General features: G+C 43.1%; 13 protein-coding genes. 12 read left to right on the top strand and 1 reads right to left on the bottom strand.

The window, feature by feature from the left end:
• Positions 1 to 79: 79 nt before the first annotated feature.
• The 12 genes from WAE59_RS00065 (at position 80) to WAE59_RS00010 (ending at position 18185) form a co-directional block, all read left to right on the top strand.
• Positions 80 to 1687 carry a beta-N-acetylhexosaminidase gene (locus WAE59_RS00065; RefSeq protein WP_337853872.1) on the top strand — a complete coding sequence of 536 codons (1608 nt, stop codon included), beginning with the start codon at positions 80 to 82 and terminating at the stop codon, positions 1685 to 1687.
• Between the two features lie 74 nt (positions 1688 to 1761).
• Complete coding sequence (pyrR, locus tag WAE59_RS00060) at positions 1762 to 2310, top strand: bifunctional pyr operon transcriptional regulator/uracil phosphoribosyltransferase PyrR (RefSeq protein WP_337853871.1); 549 nt, start codon at positions 1762 to 1764, stop codon at positions 2308 to 2310.
• A gap of 1 nt (position 2311) precedes the next feature.
• On the top strand, positions 2312 to 3244 hold the full coding sequence (locus WAE59_RS00055; RefSeq protein WP_337853870.1) for an aspartate carbamoyltransferase catalytic subunit: 933 nt from the start codon (positions 2312 to 2314) through the stop codon (positions 3242 to 3244).
• A gap of 168 nt (positions 3245 to 3412) precedes the next feature.
• Positions 3413 to 6430 carry a tetratricopeptide repeat protein gene (locus tag WAE59_RS00050; protein ID WP_337853869.1) on the top strand — a complete coding sequence of 1006 codons (3018 nt, stop codon included), beginning with the start codon at positions 3413 to 3415 and terminating at the stop codon, positions 6428 to 6430.
• Between the two features lie 11 nt (positions 6431 to 6441).
• Positions 6442 to 8145, top strand: a complete 1704-nt coding sequence (locus tag WAE59_RS00045) for a hypothetical protein (RefSeq protein WP_337853868.1) — start codon at positions 6442 to 6444, stop codon at positions 8143 to 8145.
• A 55-nt stretch (positions 8146 to 8200) separates the two neighbouring features.
• The gene (locus tag WAE59_RS00040) at positions 8201 to 9718 is read left to right on the top strand and encodes an SPOR domain-containing protein (protein ID WP_337853867.1); all 1518 of its coding nucleotides are present in this window, start codon (positions 8201 to 8203) and stop codon (positions 9716 to 9718) included.
• 1 nt (position 9719) lies between these two features.
• Positions 9720 to 10427 carry a MotA/TolQ/ExbB proton channel family protein gene (locus WAE59_RS00035; RefSeq protein ID WP_337853866.1) on the top strand — a complete coding sequence of 236 codons (708 nt, stop codon included), beginning with the start codon at positions 9720 to 9722 and terminating at the stop codon, positions 10425 to 10427.
• Entirely contained in the window at positions 10427 to 10828 is a 402-nt protein-coding gene (locus WAE59_RS00030) for an ExbD/TolR family protein (protein WP_337853865.1), read from the top strand. Before WAE59_RS00035 ends, WAE59_RS00030 begins: the two co-directional genes overlap by 1 nt.
• Positions 10828 to 11640, top strand: coding sequence for an energy transducer TonB (locus WAE59_RS00025; protein WP_337853864.1), 813 nt, complete (start codon positions 10828 to 10830; stop codon positions 11638 to 11640). The genes WAE59_RS00030 and WAE59_RS00025 overlap by 1 nt, the downstream gene beginning before the upstream one ends.
• A 40-nt stretch (positions 11641 to 11680) precedes the next feature.
• Positions 11681 to 12967 carry a bifunctional folylpolyglutamate synthase/dihydrofolate synthase gene (locus tag WAE59_RS00020; protein WP_337853863.1) on the top strand — a complete coding sequence of 429 codons (1287 nt, stop codon included), beginning with the start codon at positions 11681 to 11683 and terminating at the stop codon, positions 12965 to 12967.
• 72 nt (positions 12968 to 13039) lie between these two features.
• Positions 13040 to 14707, top strand: coding sequence for an alkaline phosphatase PafA (gene pafA / locus WAE59_RS00015; protein ID WP_337853862.1), 1668 nt, complete (start codon positions 13040 to 13042; stop codon positions 14705 to 14707).
• 85 nt (positions 14708 to 14792) lie between these two features.
• A complete protein-coding gene (locus WAE59_RS00010; protein WP_337853861.1) occupies positions 14793 to 18185 on the top strand; it encodes a methylmalonyl-CoA mutase family protein in 3393 nt (1130 codons plus the stop codon).
• Between the two features lie 104 nt (positions 18186 to 18289).
• Here WAE59_RS00010 and WAE59_RS00005 read toward each other — a convergent pair whose 3' ends face one another.
• Positions 18290 to 19270, bottom strand: a complete 981-nt coding sequence (locus WAE59_RS00005) for an acyl-ACP desaturase (RefSeq protein WP_337853860.1) — start codon at positions 19268 to 19270, stop codon at positions 18290 to 18292.
• Positions 19271 to 19649 lie beyond the last annotated feature (379 nt).

The raw sequence follows: 19649 nt of genomic DNA, 5'->3' as shown, positions 1-19649 counted from the left end.
ATCTTTAAAACTCATATATTAAAGGCATCCCTTACACGGGATGCCTTTTTTTGTTATATAGAAGTACATCTCCAACACCATGAAATCTTTCCTGTCGACCATATCCATCCTTCTCTTCTTTTTAACCGCCACTGCGCAAATTCCTGCCATCATTCCTAAACCGGTTGATCTGGAACTAAACCTTGCAGAACGCAAGTTCGTACTGGGAGACAATACGACGATACTCATCAATGATCCTGCCCTAAAGCCTACAGCAGATTTTGTAGCGGAATATATCTTGAAATATTATGACGTGGTCCTGCATACACTCCCCTACCTCAGTAATGAGAAAAAATCGAATTCCATCCGATTCATCAAAACTAAAGAAGCAAGACCGCATACCGAAGAATATCAACTCAATTCCGGCAGCAAGCAAATAGAGATCAGTGCCTCATCCAATGAAGGTATTTTCTATGGCATGCAAACGCTGTTACAACTCCTTCCGATAAAACCCGCTGAAGAACGGAAACTGGATATACCCGCTTTAAAAGTAACCGATTATCCACGGTTTGCATATAGGGGAATGCACTTAGATGTAAGCCGTCATTTCTTTGATATAGCCTTTGTCAAGAAGTACATAGACTACCTTGCAATGCACAAGCTAAATTATTTCCACTGGCATTTGACGGATGATCATGGTTGGAGGATAGAAATTAAAAAACATCCCAAACTGACCGATATTGGCGCATGGCGAAACGGAACTATTATTGGGCTATATCCTGGAACAGGAAATGATGGCCTGCGTTATGGGGGCTACTACACACAAGAAGAAGTTAAAGAGGTCATCGACTATGCTGCAAAGCGATACATTACCATCATCCCCGAGATAGAGATGCCCGGGCACAGCATGGCCGTATTGGCTGCCTATCCCGAGCTGGGCACTACTCCCAGGAAGAAGTATGAGGTAGCGCAGACCTGGGGCATTTTCAATAAGTTCAATAATGTGCTTCAGCCCACAGAGCAAACCTTTCGTTTTTTGGAAGAAGTACTAACAGAAGTTATGGATTTGTTTCCCTCGCCCTATATCCATATCGGGGGAGATGAATGTTCCAAAATCTGGTGGAAGGAATCTGCCCTTTCCCAAAAGATCATTAAAGAAAAAGGATTAAAAGATGAAAATGGTCTGCAAAGTTACCTCATCAGAAGGATAGAAAAATTTGTGAATGGCAAAGGAAAAACCATTATAGGTTGGGACGAGATATTGGATGGTGGATTGGCGCCGAACGCTATTGTGATGAGCTGGCGTGGTGAAAAAGGAGGAATAGCCGCTGCAAAGAAAAAACACAAAGTAATCATGACTCCGGAGACCTTTATGTATTTCAATCATGCACAATTTATGAAAGAGGATTCTCTGACTGCAACGAGATATGTTCCATTAAAAAATGTATACGACTACGAACCCATACCAACAACCCTCACAACCCAGGAAAGCAAATACATCTGGGGTGCGCAGGGCAATTTATGGACGGAATACATCGCCAATCCAGCCAAGGCGGAATACATGTTATTCCCCAGGCTTGATGCCCTGAGTGAAGTACTGTGGAGTCCAAAAGGAAAGAAAGACTTTACAGATTTTCAACAAAGACTAAGAACTCAATTGCAACGGTACAACCGACTGAAAGTCAATTATCCCAAAAACTATCTCTAGAAAAACTTACAAAAAGGCAATTCCTCGGTTTGGCGTTACAACTTTTTGGCTATATTTGTGCAATTATTAAGTCAATGCAAAAGAGAACCCTGCTAGACGGTCAAAAATTCCAGATCACAATTAAAAGACTTTGTCATCAATTAATTGAGAATCACACCGATTTTTCGAATACTGTTTTAATTGGCATACAGCCGAGAGGCAGTTATTTTGCCGATAGAGTACAACAAGAACTTTCCCTTATACTGAAAAAAACTGCCATTAAAAAAGGCAACCTGGACATCACCTTTTTCAGAGATGATTTTAGAAGAAAAGACAGTATTGTTTCTGCGAGCAGCAACACCATAGATTTCATTATTGAAGGGAAAAAAGTGATTTTAATTGATGATGTGCTTTGGACAGGCCGAACCATCCGGGCAGCGATGGACGCCTTACTTGCTTATGGCAGACCTGCTAAAGTGGAACTCATGGTATTGATTGACAGGCGTTTTTCCAGACAACTACCCATTGAACCGGATTATATCGGGCATCAGGTAGACAGCCTGAACTCACAACAGGTAAAAGTAAGCTGGAAGGAAACCGAAGGAGAAGACAAAGTAATCTTATTATCAGAAAGCAATAAATAATATGGCAGTAGAAAAACTATCAACCCGACATCTTTTAGGTATTAAAGATATTAACCGGAATGATATTGAATTGATTTTTGAAACTGCAGATAATTTTAAAGATGTCATCAACAGACCGATCAAAAAGGTTCCTTCTTTGAGGGATATTACCATTGCCAACATATTTTTCGAAAACTCTACCCGTACCAAGCTTTCATTTGAACTGGCAGAAAAAAGGCTTTCTGCAGATGTGGTCAATTTTGCTGCTTCTTCTTCCTCTGTAAGTAAAGGGGAAACACTGATTGATACTGTAAATAACATCCTGGCCATGAAAGTGGATATGGTGGTGATGCGGCATCCCTATGCCGGAGCCGGACAGTTTCTGAGCCGACACATTAAAGCGCAGATCGTGAATGCTGGCGACGGAGCACATGAACATCCTACACAAGCATTGTTAGATGCTTTTTCCATCCGCCAGAAACTGGGAGATGTAGCAGGTAAAAAAGTAGTTATTGTAGGCGACATTTTACATTCCAGGGTAGCCATATCCAATATCCTTTGCTTGCAAAAGCTAGGCGCTGAAGTGATGGTATGTGGCCCTACTACATTGATTCCTAAGCACATTCACAGTCTTGGTGTAAAAGTGGAACACGACCTGATCAAAGCACTGAACTGGTGCGACGTAGCCAATATGCTCCGTATTCAGTTGGAAAGACAGGACATCAAATATTTTCCTTCACAACGGGAATATGCGATGATGTATGGGCTGAATAAGGAAATCCTGGACAACCTGAATAAAGAAATTATCGTGATGCACCCTGGCCCAATCAACAGGGGAGTGGAGATCACCAGTGATGTAGCAGACAGTAAACAGTCGATCATTCTGGAGCAAGTAGAAAATGGTGTAGCCGTAAGAATGGCGGTACTTTACTTACTGGCATCACAACGGGATTAGTTGCTTTAGGTAAAATATACCAATTCCTTTTTCTTTTCGTTAAAACCTTGTTATCAACACATGTTAATTTCTTGTGTTAATAAGATGCAATACTATTTTTATATTAGTACCAACCATATTTGAAACCCGATGAAATCTTGATTTCATCCATATTGAAAAGATATACTAATGAAGAAAAAATACTTTTTAATGCCGCTGTTGCTGGCGGGTGGCTTTGCCACAGGCTATGCGCAGACGAGTACACTGGTAAACCTCAATAAGAACTATCAGACCGGATTGGAATTGTTGCAGCACGAGAAATTTGTTGCTGCTGCTCAACAGTTCAGATTGGTAGAACAGCTTAGACAGAAACCAGGAACACAACAGGAAAGTAATGCAGAGCTTTCGCTATTGAAAGAAAATGCCAAATTCTATGCGGCGGTTTGTGCACTGGAACTCGGCAATAGCGATGCAGAAAGTCTTTTTCAAAATTTCATCAAGGAATATCCCCTCAATTCAAATACAAAGCTGGCCTACTTTCATGTGGGCAAATCGTATTTCGCTCAGAAAAACTACGACAAAGCACTGGAATGGTTCGAAAAGACCGATCCATCTTCGCTTTCTGGCAAGCAGCGACTAGAATACCAGTTCAAGCAGGGTTATGCCTATTTCGTGAAAAACGACATTGAAAAAGCAGAACCTTTATTTGAGGCTGTCAAAAAAGACAATGGTCCCTTCCAGGAAAGTGCTACCTATTATTTTGCCTACATCAATTACCTCAATAAGGAATACAAAACTGCGTTGAGCAATTTTGAAAAGTTGAAAGGCTCTCCCACCTATGAGGCAAGTTATCCGTACTACATCACCTCAATGTATTACCTTGACGAGCGTTATGATGATGTGTTGAGTTATGCAATTCCGGTATTAAAAAATTCCAAACAGCAATACGAAGCCGAAATGCTCAGTTTGATTGCTGCATCATATTTTGCGAAATCGGATTATGTAAATGCGGAGAAGTATTTCAGGGATTTCTATGCTGCCGATAAATCAGACAACAAGAATAACCTTTTCACTTATCAATATGGATATTCTTTGTTTGAATTGAAAAAATATAGCGAATCGGTCAGCGTTTTAGAAAAACTGAGTGCAGATGATGTCTATCTGCAAAGCGGGATGTACACCCTCGGCCGTTCTTTCCTTCAACTGAAAAATAAAGAAAAAGCCAGAAGTGCATTTTTCAGGGCATCGAGACTTAATTTTGATAAAGTTATTCAGGAAGAGGCATGGATCAATTATGCGCGACTGAGCTATGAACTGGAATTTAACCAACAAGCTCTGGAAGCAACACAAAACTTCCTGAAGCAGTTTCCGGCTTCGAGAAAAATCAATGATGCAAAGACCCTGTTAGGAGAAATCCTGCTCACCAGCAAAAACTACCAGGCAGCGATTGATATCCTGGAGCCCATTCAAAATAAATCTCCGGAAGCCAAAGAAGCCTATCAGAAAGTAACTTATTTCCGTGGACTCGAGTTTTACAACGAACGTGCCTTCCCCAATGCACTTTCTATGTTTTTACGCTCAGAAAAATTCCCGGAAGATGAGGAAATCCTGGCCTTAAATACCTATTGGAAAGCGGAAGCCTCTTACGAGCTCAGGAAATTTGGCGAAGCAGTTAGTCATTTCGAAAAGTTCCTGGACATGCCGGGAGCAAAAAAAACAGGTGTATACAACTTTGCCAACTACGCCCTGGCCTACTCTGCCTTTGAAGATGAACGTTATGGGAAAGCAGCAACTTACTTCGAACGTTTTCTGGCCGGCAACGATAAAGACCAAAAAACGGTAAACGATGCGATTATACGGTTGGCCGACTCCTATTTTGTAAACAAGAGCTATGGCAATGCCCTGGTCAATTACAATAAGATCATCGCAAGCAGGGCTACAGGTGAAGATTACGCCTTATTTCAGCGGGGAATGATCCAGGGACTGGAGAACCAAAATGACGCAAAAATTGCTACCATGCAGGATCTGCTGAAGCAATATCCAAATTCCAACTACGCAGATGATGCCGGTTTTGAAACCGCATATACCTACTTCAATAAAGGCGATTTCGAAAAGTCTAAAACTGACTTGATCTCACTGTTGAGCAAATATCCAAACAGCAGTTACGTACCACGTGCATTGGTCACTATTGGTCTGGTACAGTACAATCAGGATAAAGATGATGAGGCGCTGGTATCCTTTAAAAAAGTGATCAGCGAGTATGCCAGTACAGAAGAGGCGAAACAGGCACTGGAATCCATTAAGAATATCTACCTGGACCGCGGTGATTCACAAGGCTTTATGGCTTACGCAGGCACCACTCCATTGGGCAATTATTCTGCAGCCGAACAGGACAACATCATGTTTCAGGCTGCCAATAACCGTTATCTGAAGGGTGATGCACAAGGCGCTTTTGAATCCATCAATGCATATTTTGACAAATTTCCTAAGGCGATACACGATAAAGAAGCAAAATTCATCAGGGCGGAGTCACTGGTTAAACTGGGCCGTCCGCTGGAAGCGGTTGCTGACTATGAATATATCCTGAATGACTGGACCAGCGATTATACTGAACGCTCATTGGTGAGCATTTCAAAACTGTTCTTGGATCAGAAGAAATACAATGAAGCCATCGTTTACCTGAAAAGACTGGAGACCACGGCAGACTACAAAGTGCACTACACTTATGCACTGAACAACCTGCTTAGGGCTTATGATGCGCTATTGGCCCCGGACGATATGCTCCGTTATGTGAAGCTGATCAAAGAATCTGAAAAATCTTCGGAAGAGGAAAAAAACAGTTCTGACCTGTATGCCGGGAAAGCTTATATGATCAGGGCAAATAACGCCGAAGCGATCAAGGCCTTCAATACGGTAGTGAGCAAAACCAAAACAGTTGCTGCTGCAGAAGCGAAATATAATATTGCTTTGATACAATACGAACAAAAGGAATACAAAACCTCTACAAAAACTTGTTTTGACCTGATCAACAACATGCCGTCCTATGATTACTGGGTAGCTAAAGCCTTTATTCTACTGGCAGACAACTACGTGGCATTAAAAGACAATTTACAGGCAAAAAGCACCTTATTGAGCTTGATAGACAACTATGAAGGCAAGGACGATATTGTGCCAACTGCTAAAGCTAAACTGGAAAAAATTAAATAAGATCAAGCAACATGAGATTGACTAAATTCATATATAGTACCCTTTTCTTTGTAACGGCCGGTGTGTTAAGTTTGAAAGCACAGGATCCTAAGACTACAGAAAAGAAGACAGAAGATAAAGCAGTAACAGAAGAAATTGAAGTCGTAAGACCTTACAAGCCAGTTTTGGCCGAAGCAGTGAAACTGCGCAGGAGTCCGGACCTCAATGATGTAAAAACCTATAAGGCCAAGTTCAACTATAGCCTGACCGACCGGAAGCTGGAACTGAACTCAGACATCAATAAACTGCAGGCGCAAGAAGTGGCAGCAGAACGGGAAGTTGAGCTGATCAATAATTACCTTAAAGGTGGCTTCGGATCGGCTAAATCAATCCTTGGAGAAGCTTACGTGAATATCGGCAAAGATCCTGCTTTGCAGGCTGGTGCTTATTTCCAGCACTTTTCACAATCCGGTAAACTGAATAAACAACAATCAGATCAGCAGAAACTGAGTGTATTTGGGCGGAGTATAGGCGAACTCAATACCCTGAGCGGACGCATCAATTTCCAAAGAAATGGGCTGTATTTTTATGGGATAGACAAGGAGAACCCTACTTTCAATCCAAACCCTCAAAAACAGGCCTTTAGCTTTTTCGAAGGAGAAGGTGAAATTGTAAACAAATTTACGGATGATCCGGATGCTTTAAGCTATGCAGCTAAGGTAAATGGTTACGTATGGGGTGATAAATTCAATGCCAAAGAAAATTCATTGGTATTGAATGGTTATCTGAACAAAAGGATCAGTAAGTTCAATCTCGGACTGGCCGCTTCTGCCGAAGTAGGGAGTACAAAAGATTCGCTGACCAGTATAGGCAACAACCTCCTGAAACTGAATCCTTACATTCGCCTACAGGCGAGTGGGGTAAAGATCACTGCAGGAATCAATTTTGTACAGGAGTTTGGTGATGTCTCATCAAGCAGGATTTTCCCTGCTGTGACTGCAGACTTTACCTTGATCCCCGACTATTTGCAAATCTTTGGAGAGCTGAAAGGAGATGTGAACAGAAATTCGCTGAAACAATTTACCGATGACAACCCATGGCTGAACAGCAATATTGGCATTAGAAATACCATCGAAAAGCTGAGCATCAGCGGAGGTATCAAAGGCACCGGCGGTCCTGGTTTTGGATATAAGGCAAAACTTTACCACAAAAGGATCGAAGATATGCCTTTGTTTGTCAACAGCTTTGGCAACGTGAATAAGTTCGATGTGATCTATGATTTCGGAACGATGAAACTGATCGGTCTGGAAGGCGAAATTTCTGTGCAATTGAGCGATGAGCTAAAATGGACAGGAAAAGTTAATTTCGAAGATTACAAACCTGCTGCTGAAACGCAGAGCTGGTTTAAACCACAGATGCGCTTAAGTTCCGATCTGAGCTATGTAATCAATAAAAAGGTAACCCTGAATGCTTCCGTAGCCATACAAGACGATAGTAAAGCCAAAGTGTACCTGAATGCACCAGCCAACCCCTACCTGATTCCTGATCCAGCCAACGAACGTGTGGTAACCGTTAAGGGATTCGTAGACCTTGGAGCAGGGGCCAGTTACCAGATCAATAATCAGTTTTCAGCATTCCTGAGGGCCAACAACCTTTTAAACACTTCATACAGCAGGTACCTGCACTATGAAACCATAGGTACAAATATTTTCGGTGGCATCAGCTATTCGTTTTAGCCCCATTATAAATTAATAATTGGTTGATACGGAATTAAAATTTATTTTTACCAGAATGGAGATCTTGTCATACCTTGCTGAAGTAGTAAAAACCCGTAAAGAAGTAGGGATTCCCGGACTGGGAACTTTCTTTAAAAAGAAATCCCCGGGGAGATACGATGCGGGAACACATTCCTTTGTGCCACCTAGCTTTAGCCTCGATTTTACAACAGAGGTAAGGGAACATACTGCCTTGATCGATTTCATTTCGCAGAAAAAAAACATTTCTGCAGATTCTTCCAGTTACTTTTTGGGACAATTTGCTGAAGGCCTGTTGGCAGAACTGGATACCAAAGGGACAGCAAATTTGGGAAAACTGGGTGTCCTCAGAAAGACGGACGATGGATTATCTTTTGATCCTGATATCAATGCCGCAGTAGGTTTTGATTTTTATGGCTTACCTAATGTGAAAGATGAGCAAACTGCGCCGACTGACCCATTATTAGAATCCATAACTGAAGAGAATGAAATAGCGCCAGCGGAGACTTACTCCGATGCTGTTGAACCCGGTGAAGCGCAACTCGATCTGGAAGATCACAATGCAGATCTTGGTGATGGTGAGGCAACATACACAGAACCTGAGCAGGAAGAAGAAGCTATGGAGGAAGAAGTTCCTTCTCTGCCTGAAGAGGAAGAAGATCCCGTATACGAGGAAATTGCTGAAGTTGACCACCATGCCTATCAACCAGTTCCAGAACCGCCGGTATATGTTGAAACCGTAGAAAATCTCGAAGAGGAAGAAGAAGATGAGTTGGAAAATGAAAGTTCAGAAATACAAGAGCTGCAATTACAGCCTGTACCAGAACAAGCAGCTCCGTCAGAAGAAAAACCTTCCCTTGTGAAGAGACCAGACGAATATATCCCTGTAAATCCAGAAAATCAGGAAACCGGTAGCGTATGGACTTTCTACAACAGCAATACACCAGGCGAAACCTCCACAGTGGAAAACACCGAACGGAAGCCTTTCCCACTTTACCTCAAGTTACTGATTGCTATTGCAGTGCTGGCCGCTGTAGTTGCTGCCCTATATTTTACCAAGCCTGAACTTTTTGAATCTAAGCCTGTCCCTCAGATTGCCAGCGTACCGAATGACAGTACCACAGTAAATAGCACAGAGCTAAAAGCTGATTCTATTGCATTGGCAGACAGCATCAAAAATGCTGAAGCACTGTTACTGGAAGACACCTTGAATAAAGATACTGTTCAGATTCAACCAACACCGGCAGCTTCATCTGCGACAGTGGTCACAGAAACAGAAGTTGCAAAGCCAAACAAAGACCTTCCTTTACGATATGAAATTCTGGCTGCTTCCCTTGCTAACAAAACGGAAGCTGATAATTTCCTGGCTCAGATGAAAAGAAGAGGGATAAAAGCTAAAATAGCTGATCTGCCAGGCAGGAAATTCAAAATAACCCTGGGTACTTTTACCGATGAAGAAGCCGCTAAAAAAGCGCTGGTTTCATTGAAAGAAAGCACCAAAATACCAGATATCTATATTTTCCGAGTTAAACACACAAATACAAACCATAAATAACATGATTGCATTATTACAAGGTGCCACTGATACGGCTACACAATTGCTAGACACCGCAAATAACTTAACTCCTGTCGCCGCACCGGCCCCAGAACTTCATTTTATAGACCTTTTGTTCAAAGGCGGATGGGTAATGATCCCTTTAGCATTGCTGGCCTTCATGGCGCTGGTCATTTTCGTAGAGCGCTACCTGACTATTAGGAAAGCTTCTAAAACAGAATCCAACCTGATGCTGCAGATCAAACAATACATCCATGACGGACGTTTGGAAAATGCAATTGCACTTTGCCGCAACAACAATTCTCCACTAGCCAGAATGCTGGAAAAAGGATTGAAAAGAATTGGACGCCCGATCAAAGATATCGAGGCAGCAATTGAAAACAATGGTAAACTGGAAGTCTCTAAACTTGAAAAAAATATTGGCATTCTGGGCATCGTTGCGGGTATTGCACCCATGTTGGGTTTCGTCGGAACGATCATCGGTGTAATCACCATTTTCCACGACGTATCTATCAAGGGAGCTATCGAAATTGGAACGATATCCGGCGGTCTGTACACCAAAATGATCACCTCCGCAACCGGACTGATCGTAGGTATTATTGCCTATGTATTGTACCACATTCTAAATGCCATGATCGAAAGGATAATTTTGAGAATGGAAACAGATGCGATCGAGTTTATTGATCTATTAGAAGAGCCAGGAAAATAATGAATTTACGCAAAAGAAATAAAGGAACGGTAGAGGTCCATACTTCTGCTTTGAATGACATCATGTTCTTCCTGATGCTGTTCTTTCTGCTGGCTTCTGCTGTGGTTAATCCACAGGTAGTAAAGCTCTTACTACCCAGATCAGAATCAGGTCAACAATCTAATGCCCAAAAAACCGTTACTGTATCTATAGACGACAAGCTAAATTACTTTGTAGATAAACAGCCAACTACATTGGAGAACCTTCAATCGGCTATTGAAACCTATCAGAAATCCGCCCCGGACCTCACTATCGTATTGTATGTGGCAAGAGGTGTTTCGATAGAAAATACCATGTTGGTGTTTGACGTGGCCAATAAACTGAAATTAAAAGTCGTGCTGGCTGTAGAACCTAAGAAATAATGACCTACCCAAACGAAGAAAATAATTACCCAAAAGCATTGGCTATATCCACCGGGATCATGGCTGCGCTACTTGCCTTGAGTTTCTTTATTGCCATAGGCAATTTTGAACCCGAAGAAGTGGGCATGGGTGGAATTGTGGTCAATTATGGCACCTCTGTAGAAGGTATGGGTACCGACTATACCAGCATAGAGGAGCCTTCAGCTGATCCGAACGCAAATAACCGTCCACCGGATAAAGTAGTTCCCACACAGCCCACGCCTCAAACTCCTTCCACGCAGAGCAGTGAAAAAGACATACAGACCCAAAATTCTGAGGATGCAGTAGCGGTGAATACCAAAAAAACCACCACTAATGCTACCCCTGCAGCTAAAACCGAGGAAAAGCCAGCCAAACCTGCGATCAACCAGAATGCCTTATATAAAGGCAAGGCCAATAAAGGTACAGGTGGAGGTGATGGTACCGGCAGTACCCCGGGAAACCAGGGAGATAAAGATGGTGATCCCCTGGCGCCTAACTATGGCGAAGGTGGCTCAGGATTTGGAGAAACCCCTATCCCACTCCGTAAATTTACGAACCTCGTAACTCCTCAGGATGATGGACAAAAAACCGGCAAAATAGCCGTACGTATCCGTATTAATAAAGGTGGCGTAGTCATTGAAGCTACACCTGGTGTAAAAGGAACTACGCTGAATGACCGCGAACTTTGGCAAAAGTGTAAGGACGCTGTAATGGGCGCAAGACTAAGTGCATCCGATGCAGCACCTGATGTTCAGATCGGTGTAGTAGTTTTCAATTTTAAAGTTAAATAACGCCTAAGCTTTGATACTTTTGTACCGTTAAGACACGGTAATGAATTATACAGAGACTCTTGAATATTTATATGGGAAACTACCCATGTTTACCCGGGTAGGTGCATCGGCCTTTAAAAAAGACCTGCACAATACCATCGCCATGTGCGAAAACCTGGGTAATCCACAGGATCAGTTCAAAAGCATACATGTGGGAGGCACGAACGGCAAAGGTTCCACCTCCCACATGCTGGCTGCGATCCTTCAGCAGGCTGGTTACAAAACAGGCCTTTATACCTCTCCTCACCTAAAAGACTTTCGCGAACGCATTAGGATCAATGGACAAATGGTGTCGGAAGATTTTGTAACAGACTTCGTAGCCACACAAAAAGACCTCATCGAATCCATCAGTCCTTCTTTCTTTGAAGTTACAGTTGCCATGGCCTTCAGCTATTTTGCCCGGGAAAAAGTAGATATAGCGGTTATAGAAGTTGGCCTTGGCGGCCGACTCGATTCTACCAATATCATCACCCCAGAGCTATCAGTAGTCACCAATATCAGCCTCGACCACACCAATATTCTAGGCAATACCCTCAAAGAAATTGCCACTGAGAAGGCTGGGATCATCAAAACAGGAATACCTATTGTCATCGGTGAATCTCAGGCAGAAACCAACCAGGTTTTTATAGAAAAAGCAACATCTACAGAAAGCGAACTAATATTCGCAGATCAATCCCTGAGCATTTCAAGCTCAGCACGTACAGCCGATTACCTCGAAGTCTCCGTAACTGATGATTCAGGTTCGTTCATTGAAAATTTAAAGCTGGATCTCAAAGGCAGTTACCAATTGAAAAATATCCTCACTGTGATTGAATCTGTAAGCATACTCCGCAAAAGAGGATATCAGATCCCGGACGAAGCCATCCGATCAGGGCTTCAGGATGTCAGCAGGCTAACCGGTCTGCAAGGTAGGTGGCAGAAATTAGGGACACAACCCCTGGTCATTTGCGATACCGGACATAACATTGCAGGAATTGCGGAAGTTGTGCAGAACATCAGATCCACCTCATATCAGCAGCTCCACATAGTGATCGGCATGGTAAAAGATAAAGACATTAGCGGGGTGCTCCAGATCCTGCCTAAAGAAGCCCAATATTATTTTTGCCAGCCCGACCTGGAACGTGCGCTAAGTGCAGAAGAATTGGCGGCAACGGCAGCACAATATCAACTGAAAGGGCAGACTTTTCCAACAGTCACAACAGCAATTGCAGCTGCGAAAGCAAATGCATCAACAGCGGACCTGATCTTCATTGGAGGAAGCACCTTTGTCGTGGCAGAAGCGCTATAAAATCTTTACATAGTAGTAATTCTTACTTAGCTTTGAATCGCTACCTTTAAAATCTTAATACAACACAAACAGATGAAAAAAATCTATTTACTATTTACTGCATTTGCGCTTTTGAGCAGTTCATCCTTCGCTCAGCAAAAGCTTGCAAAAGCCAGTGCGGGAAAGGACAATTCCACTGAGCTAAAAAGACCCAAATTGGTGGTCGGAATGGTGGTCGATCAAATGAGGTGGGATTTTCTTTACCGTTACTATAGCAGGTATTCCAAAGGCGGTTTCAAACGCCTGGTGAATGAAGGCTTCTCCGCAGAAAACACTTTTATCTCCTATACACCAACATATACCGCATGCGGACACGCCAGCATTTACACCGGATCAGTTCCGGCGATCAATGGCATCATCGGAAATGACTGGTACGACCCTCAACTGAAACGCAACATTTATTGTGCAGAAGATACTACCGTAAAAACGGTGGGCAGCGATACCAGGGCAGGACTAATGTCACCAAAAAACATGTTGTCTACTACCATTACAGACGAGCTCAGATTAGCTACAAATTTCAAAAGCAAAGTGATCGGCATTTCACTAAAAGACCGTGGTTCTATACTTCCTGCAGGCCATACTGCCAATGCAGCTTATTGGTTCGACGGGCAAACGGGTGATTGGATCAGCAGTACCTATTATATGCAGCAGTTGCCAGCCTGGTTGCAGGATTACAATAAGAAAAAGATGGTCAACACCTACCTTGAGAAAAACTGGAATACCCTCTATCCTATCGAGACTTACACCCAGAGTACCGAGGATGATAAATCCTATGAAGGAAAATCAAGAGGTGAGCAGGCTCCTGTATTTCCACATCCCTTTAAATTATATGCTGGTAAAAACTATGACATGATCAAAAGCATGCCTTACGGAAATACCATGACTTTGGAACTGGCGAAACTGGCCATCAATTCAGAGAAATTAGGAGAAAGCGGCACAACAGATTTTCTGGCAGTCAGCTGCTCTGCTACAGATTATGTTGGCCATCAATATGGACCAAATTCCATCGAAGCAGAGGATACCTATCTGAGACTGGATCATGATATGGAAGAATTCTTCAACTTCCTGGACAACAAATACGGCAAAGGCAATTACCTGTTCTTCATCTCCGCAGATCATGGTGCAGCACATGCTCCCGGAATGGCGGCAGAAAAACGGATCCCCGGAGGTACTTACAGCGACGGAGAGGTACTGAAAACGCTCAACAAATTATTCGAAGCAAAATTCAATATCAAAAAAACCATCGTCACCTCTACCAACAGTCAGATCGTTTTCGATCATGAGGCGATTGAAGCTGCCAAGGCCGATTACAATGAGATCAAAAGACTAACCATTGCTGAATTCAGAAAACAAGCTGAAGTTGCAGATGCGATAGACCTGAGCAGGGTTGCTGAGAGCACATTGGTGCCTTCATTAAAGATGGCACTCATTAATGGCTACAATGCACGCAGAAGTGGAGATATTTACGTTTTATTGAGACCTGGCTATATTGCAGGCTCCAAAACAGGGACTACTCACGGAAGCGGCTATCCGTACGACTATCATATCCCCTGCGTATTCATGGGCTGGAATGTAAAAGCCGGAAAAACCAACAAAACCCACTACATGACGGATATAGCCGCCACTGTAGCAGCAATGCTCCACATCCAAATGCCTAGTGGCTGCGTGGGCGAACCCATTACCGAATTGACACATCAATAGCATTTTAGAAAGAAATAAGCTAAAGCCGCTCTAACACTTAGGGCGGCTTTTTCATTACCTTTGGTCACCGAATATAATACTTGCTATGGAACAAATAGAAAGCTATAAACCCAAACATAAAATCCGTTTCGTAACTGCGGCGGCATTATTCGATGGACATGATGCGACCATCAACATTATGCGTCGGATATTACAGTCCTCAGGTGCTGAAGTCATCCATCTGGGGCACAACCGCTCTGTTGATGAAGTGGTCAATTGTGCCATACAGGAAGATGTACAGGGCATTGCCATGACTTCCTATCAGGGCGGACACATTGAGTATTTCAAGTATATGTACGACCTGCTCAAAGAGCGGGGCGCAGGTCATATCAAAATCTTTGGCGGAGGAGGTGGAGTGATCCTTCCCTCAGAAATCGCCGAACTGCAGGAATATGGGATTACACGAATCTATTCTCCCGATGATGGCCGTAAAATGGGTCTTCAGGGTATGATCAATAACATGCTGGAGCAAACGGATTTTGTAACTACCCAGTCACTGAATGAAGAATTGAAGACAATTCCTCAAAAAGACATCAAGAGTATCGCATCTGCGATAACCGTTGCCGAAAACGACCCGGAAGGTGCACAGTCTTTTGTCAATCAACTCAAAGCATTAAGTGCAAATCAGAATATTCCTGTACTGGGAATCACTGGAACAGGGGGATCAGGAAAATCCTCATTGGTAGATGAGCTTGTCAGGCGATTCCTGATCGAAGTGAAAGACAAAACACTCGCCATCATTTCTGTCGACCCCTCCAAAAGAAAGACCGGAGGGGCATTGCTGGGCGACAGAATCCGGATGAATGCCATCAACAATCCGCGGATTTACATGCGTTCACTAGCGACCAGACAGGCCAATCTTGCACTCTCCAGGAATGTACAGGAAAGCATCGACATCTGCAAAGCAGCTGGCTATGACCTGGTTATTGTAGAAACGTCAGGTATTGGACAATCAGATACTGAAATTACCGAGCATTGCGATGTGTCATTGTATGTGATGACCCCGGAATTTGGCGCTGCCACTCAGTTGGAGAAAATAGACATGCTCGACTTCGCAGACCTGGTAGCCATCAATAAATTCGACAAGCGCGGAGCACTCGATGCCTTACGGGACGTGCGCAAACAATACAAACGCAATCACAACCTATTTGATACGCCTGACGACAGTATTCCTGTATTCGGTACAATGGCATCCCAGTTCAATGATCCGGGCATGAACGGTCTCTTTACTGCGCTGATGAATACGATCCGGGAAAAGACCGGAACAGATTTTCAGGCAAAGATGGAACTCATCGGAGGTGAATCGGAAAAGGTTTACATCATTCCACCAGACCGCACCCGCTATCTTGCGGAAATTGCAGAATCCAGTGAAGCTTACGACAATTGGGTGTCCAAACAATGCAGCATCGCCACAAAGCTGTATCAATTGCAGGGAGTCATCGCTCTGGGCAAGGAAGAAAAGCAAGGTGACAGTCTTTCCTTTAGCGCCGAATTGGTCAATGGTCTGCAGGATGCTTATCAGCACCTGGAAGAACAACTGGATGGATCATGCAGAAAACTGCTCCGTCAATGGCCCCAAACCAAACTAAATTACAAAGAAGAGTTCTTCATCTATAAAGTCCGGGACAAAGAAATTAAACAACCCTTGTTCTATGAATCACTCTCTAAATTAAAAATACCTAAAGTTTCGCTGCCCCGCTACGAAGATTGGGGTGATATCCTCCGCTGGTTGCTCACAGAAAATGTACCTGGGGAATTCCCATATGCAGCCGGTGTTTTTCCTTTAAAACGAGATGGCGAAGATCCTACCAGAATGTTTGCAGGCGAAGGCGGACCAGAACGTACCAACAAAAGATTTCATTATGTATCTCTGGGCCAGCCTGCCCATCGGCTGTCTACAGCCTTCGATTCTGTAACCCTCTATGGTGAAGATCCCCATATCCGGCCAGATATTTATGGAAAAATCGGCAATTCCGGTGTGAGCATCGCTACGCTGGACGACGCCAAAAAACTCTATTCAGGCTTCGATCTTTGCGCGGCCTCAACTTCCGTATCCATGACGATAAATGGCCCCGCCCCTATGTTATTGGGCTTCTTCATGAATGCTGCAATAGATCAGCAATGTGAAAAATACATTGTAGAAAACGGACTGGAAGAAGAAGTAAACGAGAAGATCAACGCCATTTTTCAATCCAGGGGAACATCACGACCTCAATACAAGGGAAAACTTCCTGAAGGCAATAATGGACTAGGCCTGATGCTGCTGGGGGTTACCGGAGATCAGGTTTTATCCCCTGAAATCTACCAAAAAATCAAAGCACGGGCAATCAGTACCGTCAGGGGGACTGTTCAGGCCGACATACTCAAGGAAGACCAGGCGCAAAACACTTGTATCTTTTCTACAGAATTTGCACTCAGAATGATGGGCGACATCCAGAACTATTTCATTACTCAAAATGTAAAAAACTTCTATTCTGTTTCCATTTCGGGCTATCACATTGCTGAAGCTGGCGCAAACCCAATATCTCAACTCGCATTCACCCTTAGCAATGGCTTTACTTTCGTAGAATATTACCTCAGCAGAGGAATGAATATCGACGATTTCGCCCCCAACCTATCCTTCTTTTTTTCCAACGGAATTGACCCGGAATATTCAGTCATAGGTAGGGTAGCCAGACGCATCTGGGCGAAGGCCATTAAAAATAAATACCAGGGTAATGACAGGTCGCAAAAACTGAAGTACCACATCCAGACTTCCGGCCGCTCGCTCCACGCCCAGGAAATTGACTTCAATGATATCCGTACGACGTTGCAAGCATTGTATGCCATCTACGACAATTGTAATTCACTGCATACAAATGCCTACGACGAGGCCATTACCACCCCAACTGAGGAATCCGTACGCAGGGCAATGGCCATACAGCTCATCATCAACCGCGAACTTGGCCTCGCTAAAAATGAAAATCCATTACAAGGCGCCTTCATTATAGAAGACCTTACCGACCTCGTTGAAGAAGCCGTGTTACTGGAGTTTAAGCGGATTAACGACAGAGGAGGTGTATTAGGAGCCATGGAAACCATGTATCAACGAGGAAAAATTCAGGAAGAAAGTCTATATTATGAAACATTGAAACACACTGGTGAATATCCCATTGTCGGTGTAAATACTTTTTTAAATAAAAATGGCTCTCCAACTATTGTTCCTGCGGAAGTCATCCGGGCAACAGAAGAAGAAAAGCAATATCAGATCAACACACTTAAAGCATTTCAAGATAGAAACTCCCTGGAGACAGCTGAGTCATTAAGAAGGCTGCAGAAAGTTGCTGTAGCGGGAGAAAATATCTTTTCAGAACTGATGGAAGTTTGTAAGATCTGCTCCCTGGGGCAAATATCTAAGGCGCTCTACGAAGTAGGTGGTCAATATCGAAGAAATATGTAGCTCCCGTTCTGAGGACACCAACCAGAAGTCACATATAGTTAAACTGAAAGCGGCCTGAATATTCTATATTCAGGCCGCTTTCAGTTTGGTTTTATAATTTGCTGCTAGGCATGGATCCAACTAAACTTATATTCCATTGTAGGATTCTTCATGCGATCTGCTACACGCAGGAGCCTTGCAGGCAAAGCCATGATGTAATCACGGGCTTTCTCGCCGGCCTCGTTTAGATCCCGCATTCCTTCCAATTTCCACTCGTCGATCAACTGCTGCATAATTTCCACATAGTCAACCGCGGTATATACGCCCAAACGCTGAGCAGCATCAGTGAAATGTCCAAAAGTTTGTCCGATTTTCATTCCCATTTCACGAAGGAAATGAGCTGGCATCACAATCTTCTGGCGCATCATATCTTCAAAAGCGATCATCGCTTCACTTGGGTCTACTTCAAAGATCTTAGTCATGAAGTCTTTGTAAGCTTTAGCGTGGCGCGCTTCATCAGAAGCAATTACTCCACACATTTTAGATAGCAGCGTATCACCGTCCTTCTTAGCTAAAGAAGCCACCCTTCTATGTGAAATATTGGTAGCCAATTCCTGAAAGCTGGTATATATAAAATTTCTATAGGGATCATGACCCGTACCTATATCAAAGCCATCTGCGATCAGGTATTGAGTAGAAATCTCCATCTGACGCATGTCTACCCTACCTGAAAGATAAAGGTATTTGTTCAATAGATCACCGTGCCTGTTTTCTTCCGCTGTCCAGTGACGCACCCATTTCATCCAGCCGCCCTGTTCATTTTTTGTAATCCCATCTACCATCGTCAACCAGGATTCATAAGTAGGCAAGGCCTCTTCTGTAATGGTATCTCCAATCAAAACGGCAACCAGATCATAGGAAAGATCATTCGCATTTTCTCGTAAGTTCTTTATATCCTGGAAAAAAGTATCGCTGGTTGAATCAGGCAAAAAATCAGATGGCTGCCAATTGGTATCAATTGGCTTAAGGTAAGTATCCATCATATCAAGCATATAATTCTCGATATGCAGCATCACTTCCCTTCTTTTCTCTGCGAAAAAACTCATTCGTTTTATATTTTAAAATTCAACACAAATATAACCAAAAAATATCGCATAGTCACGATATACAGCGTACTTAATTCCATGAAAAGCCATCCAAACATGGCTATAAAGCGGTGAAAGCGCCATATTACCACATTAAATAAAATTATTATCAGGGCTATTTCAGTTAGGCTAAAAGCGAGCCCCGATCCGATCATTGCTAAAAAAGAACCATTACACATGAATAAAGCAGAAGTCATTCCGGCCTTAGCTTTAGCTCCCGGGAACCGGGATGTAGGGCCGGGCTTTAGGTTTATTGAATTATTATAAACGTTTTGAGCCTTGCTTTAGGTTTATTGAATTGTTATAAACGTTTTGAGCCTTGCTTTAGGTTTATTGAATT

Origin of the sequence: Pedobacter sp. GR22-6 (assembly GCF_037402555.1) — a bacterium.
Lineage (GTDB): Bacteria > Bacteroidota > Bacteroidia > Sphingobacteriales > Sphingobacteriaceae > Pedobacter.
This window is presented reverse-complemented; position numbering and strand designations above follow the sequence as displayed.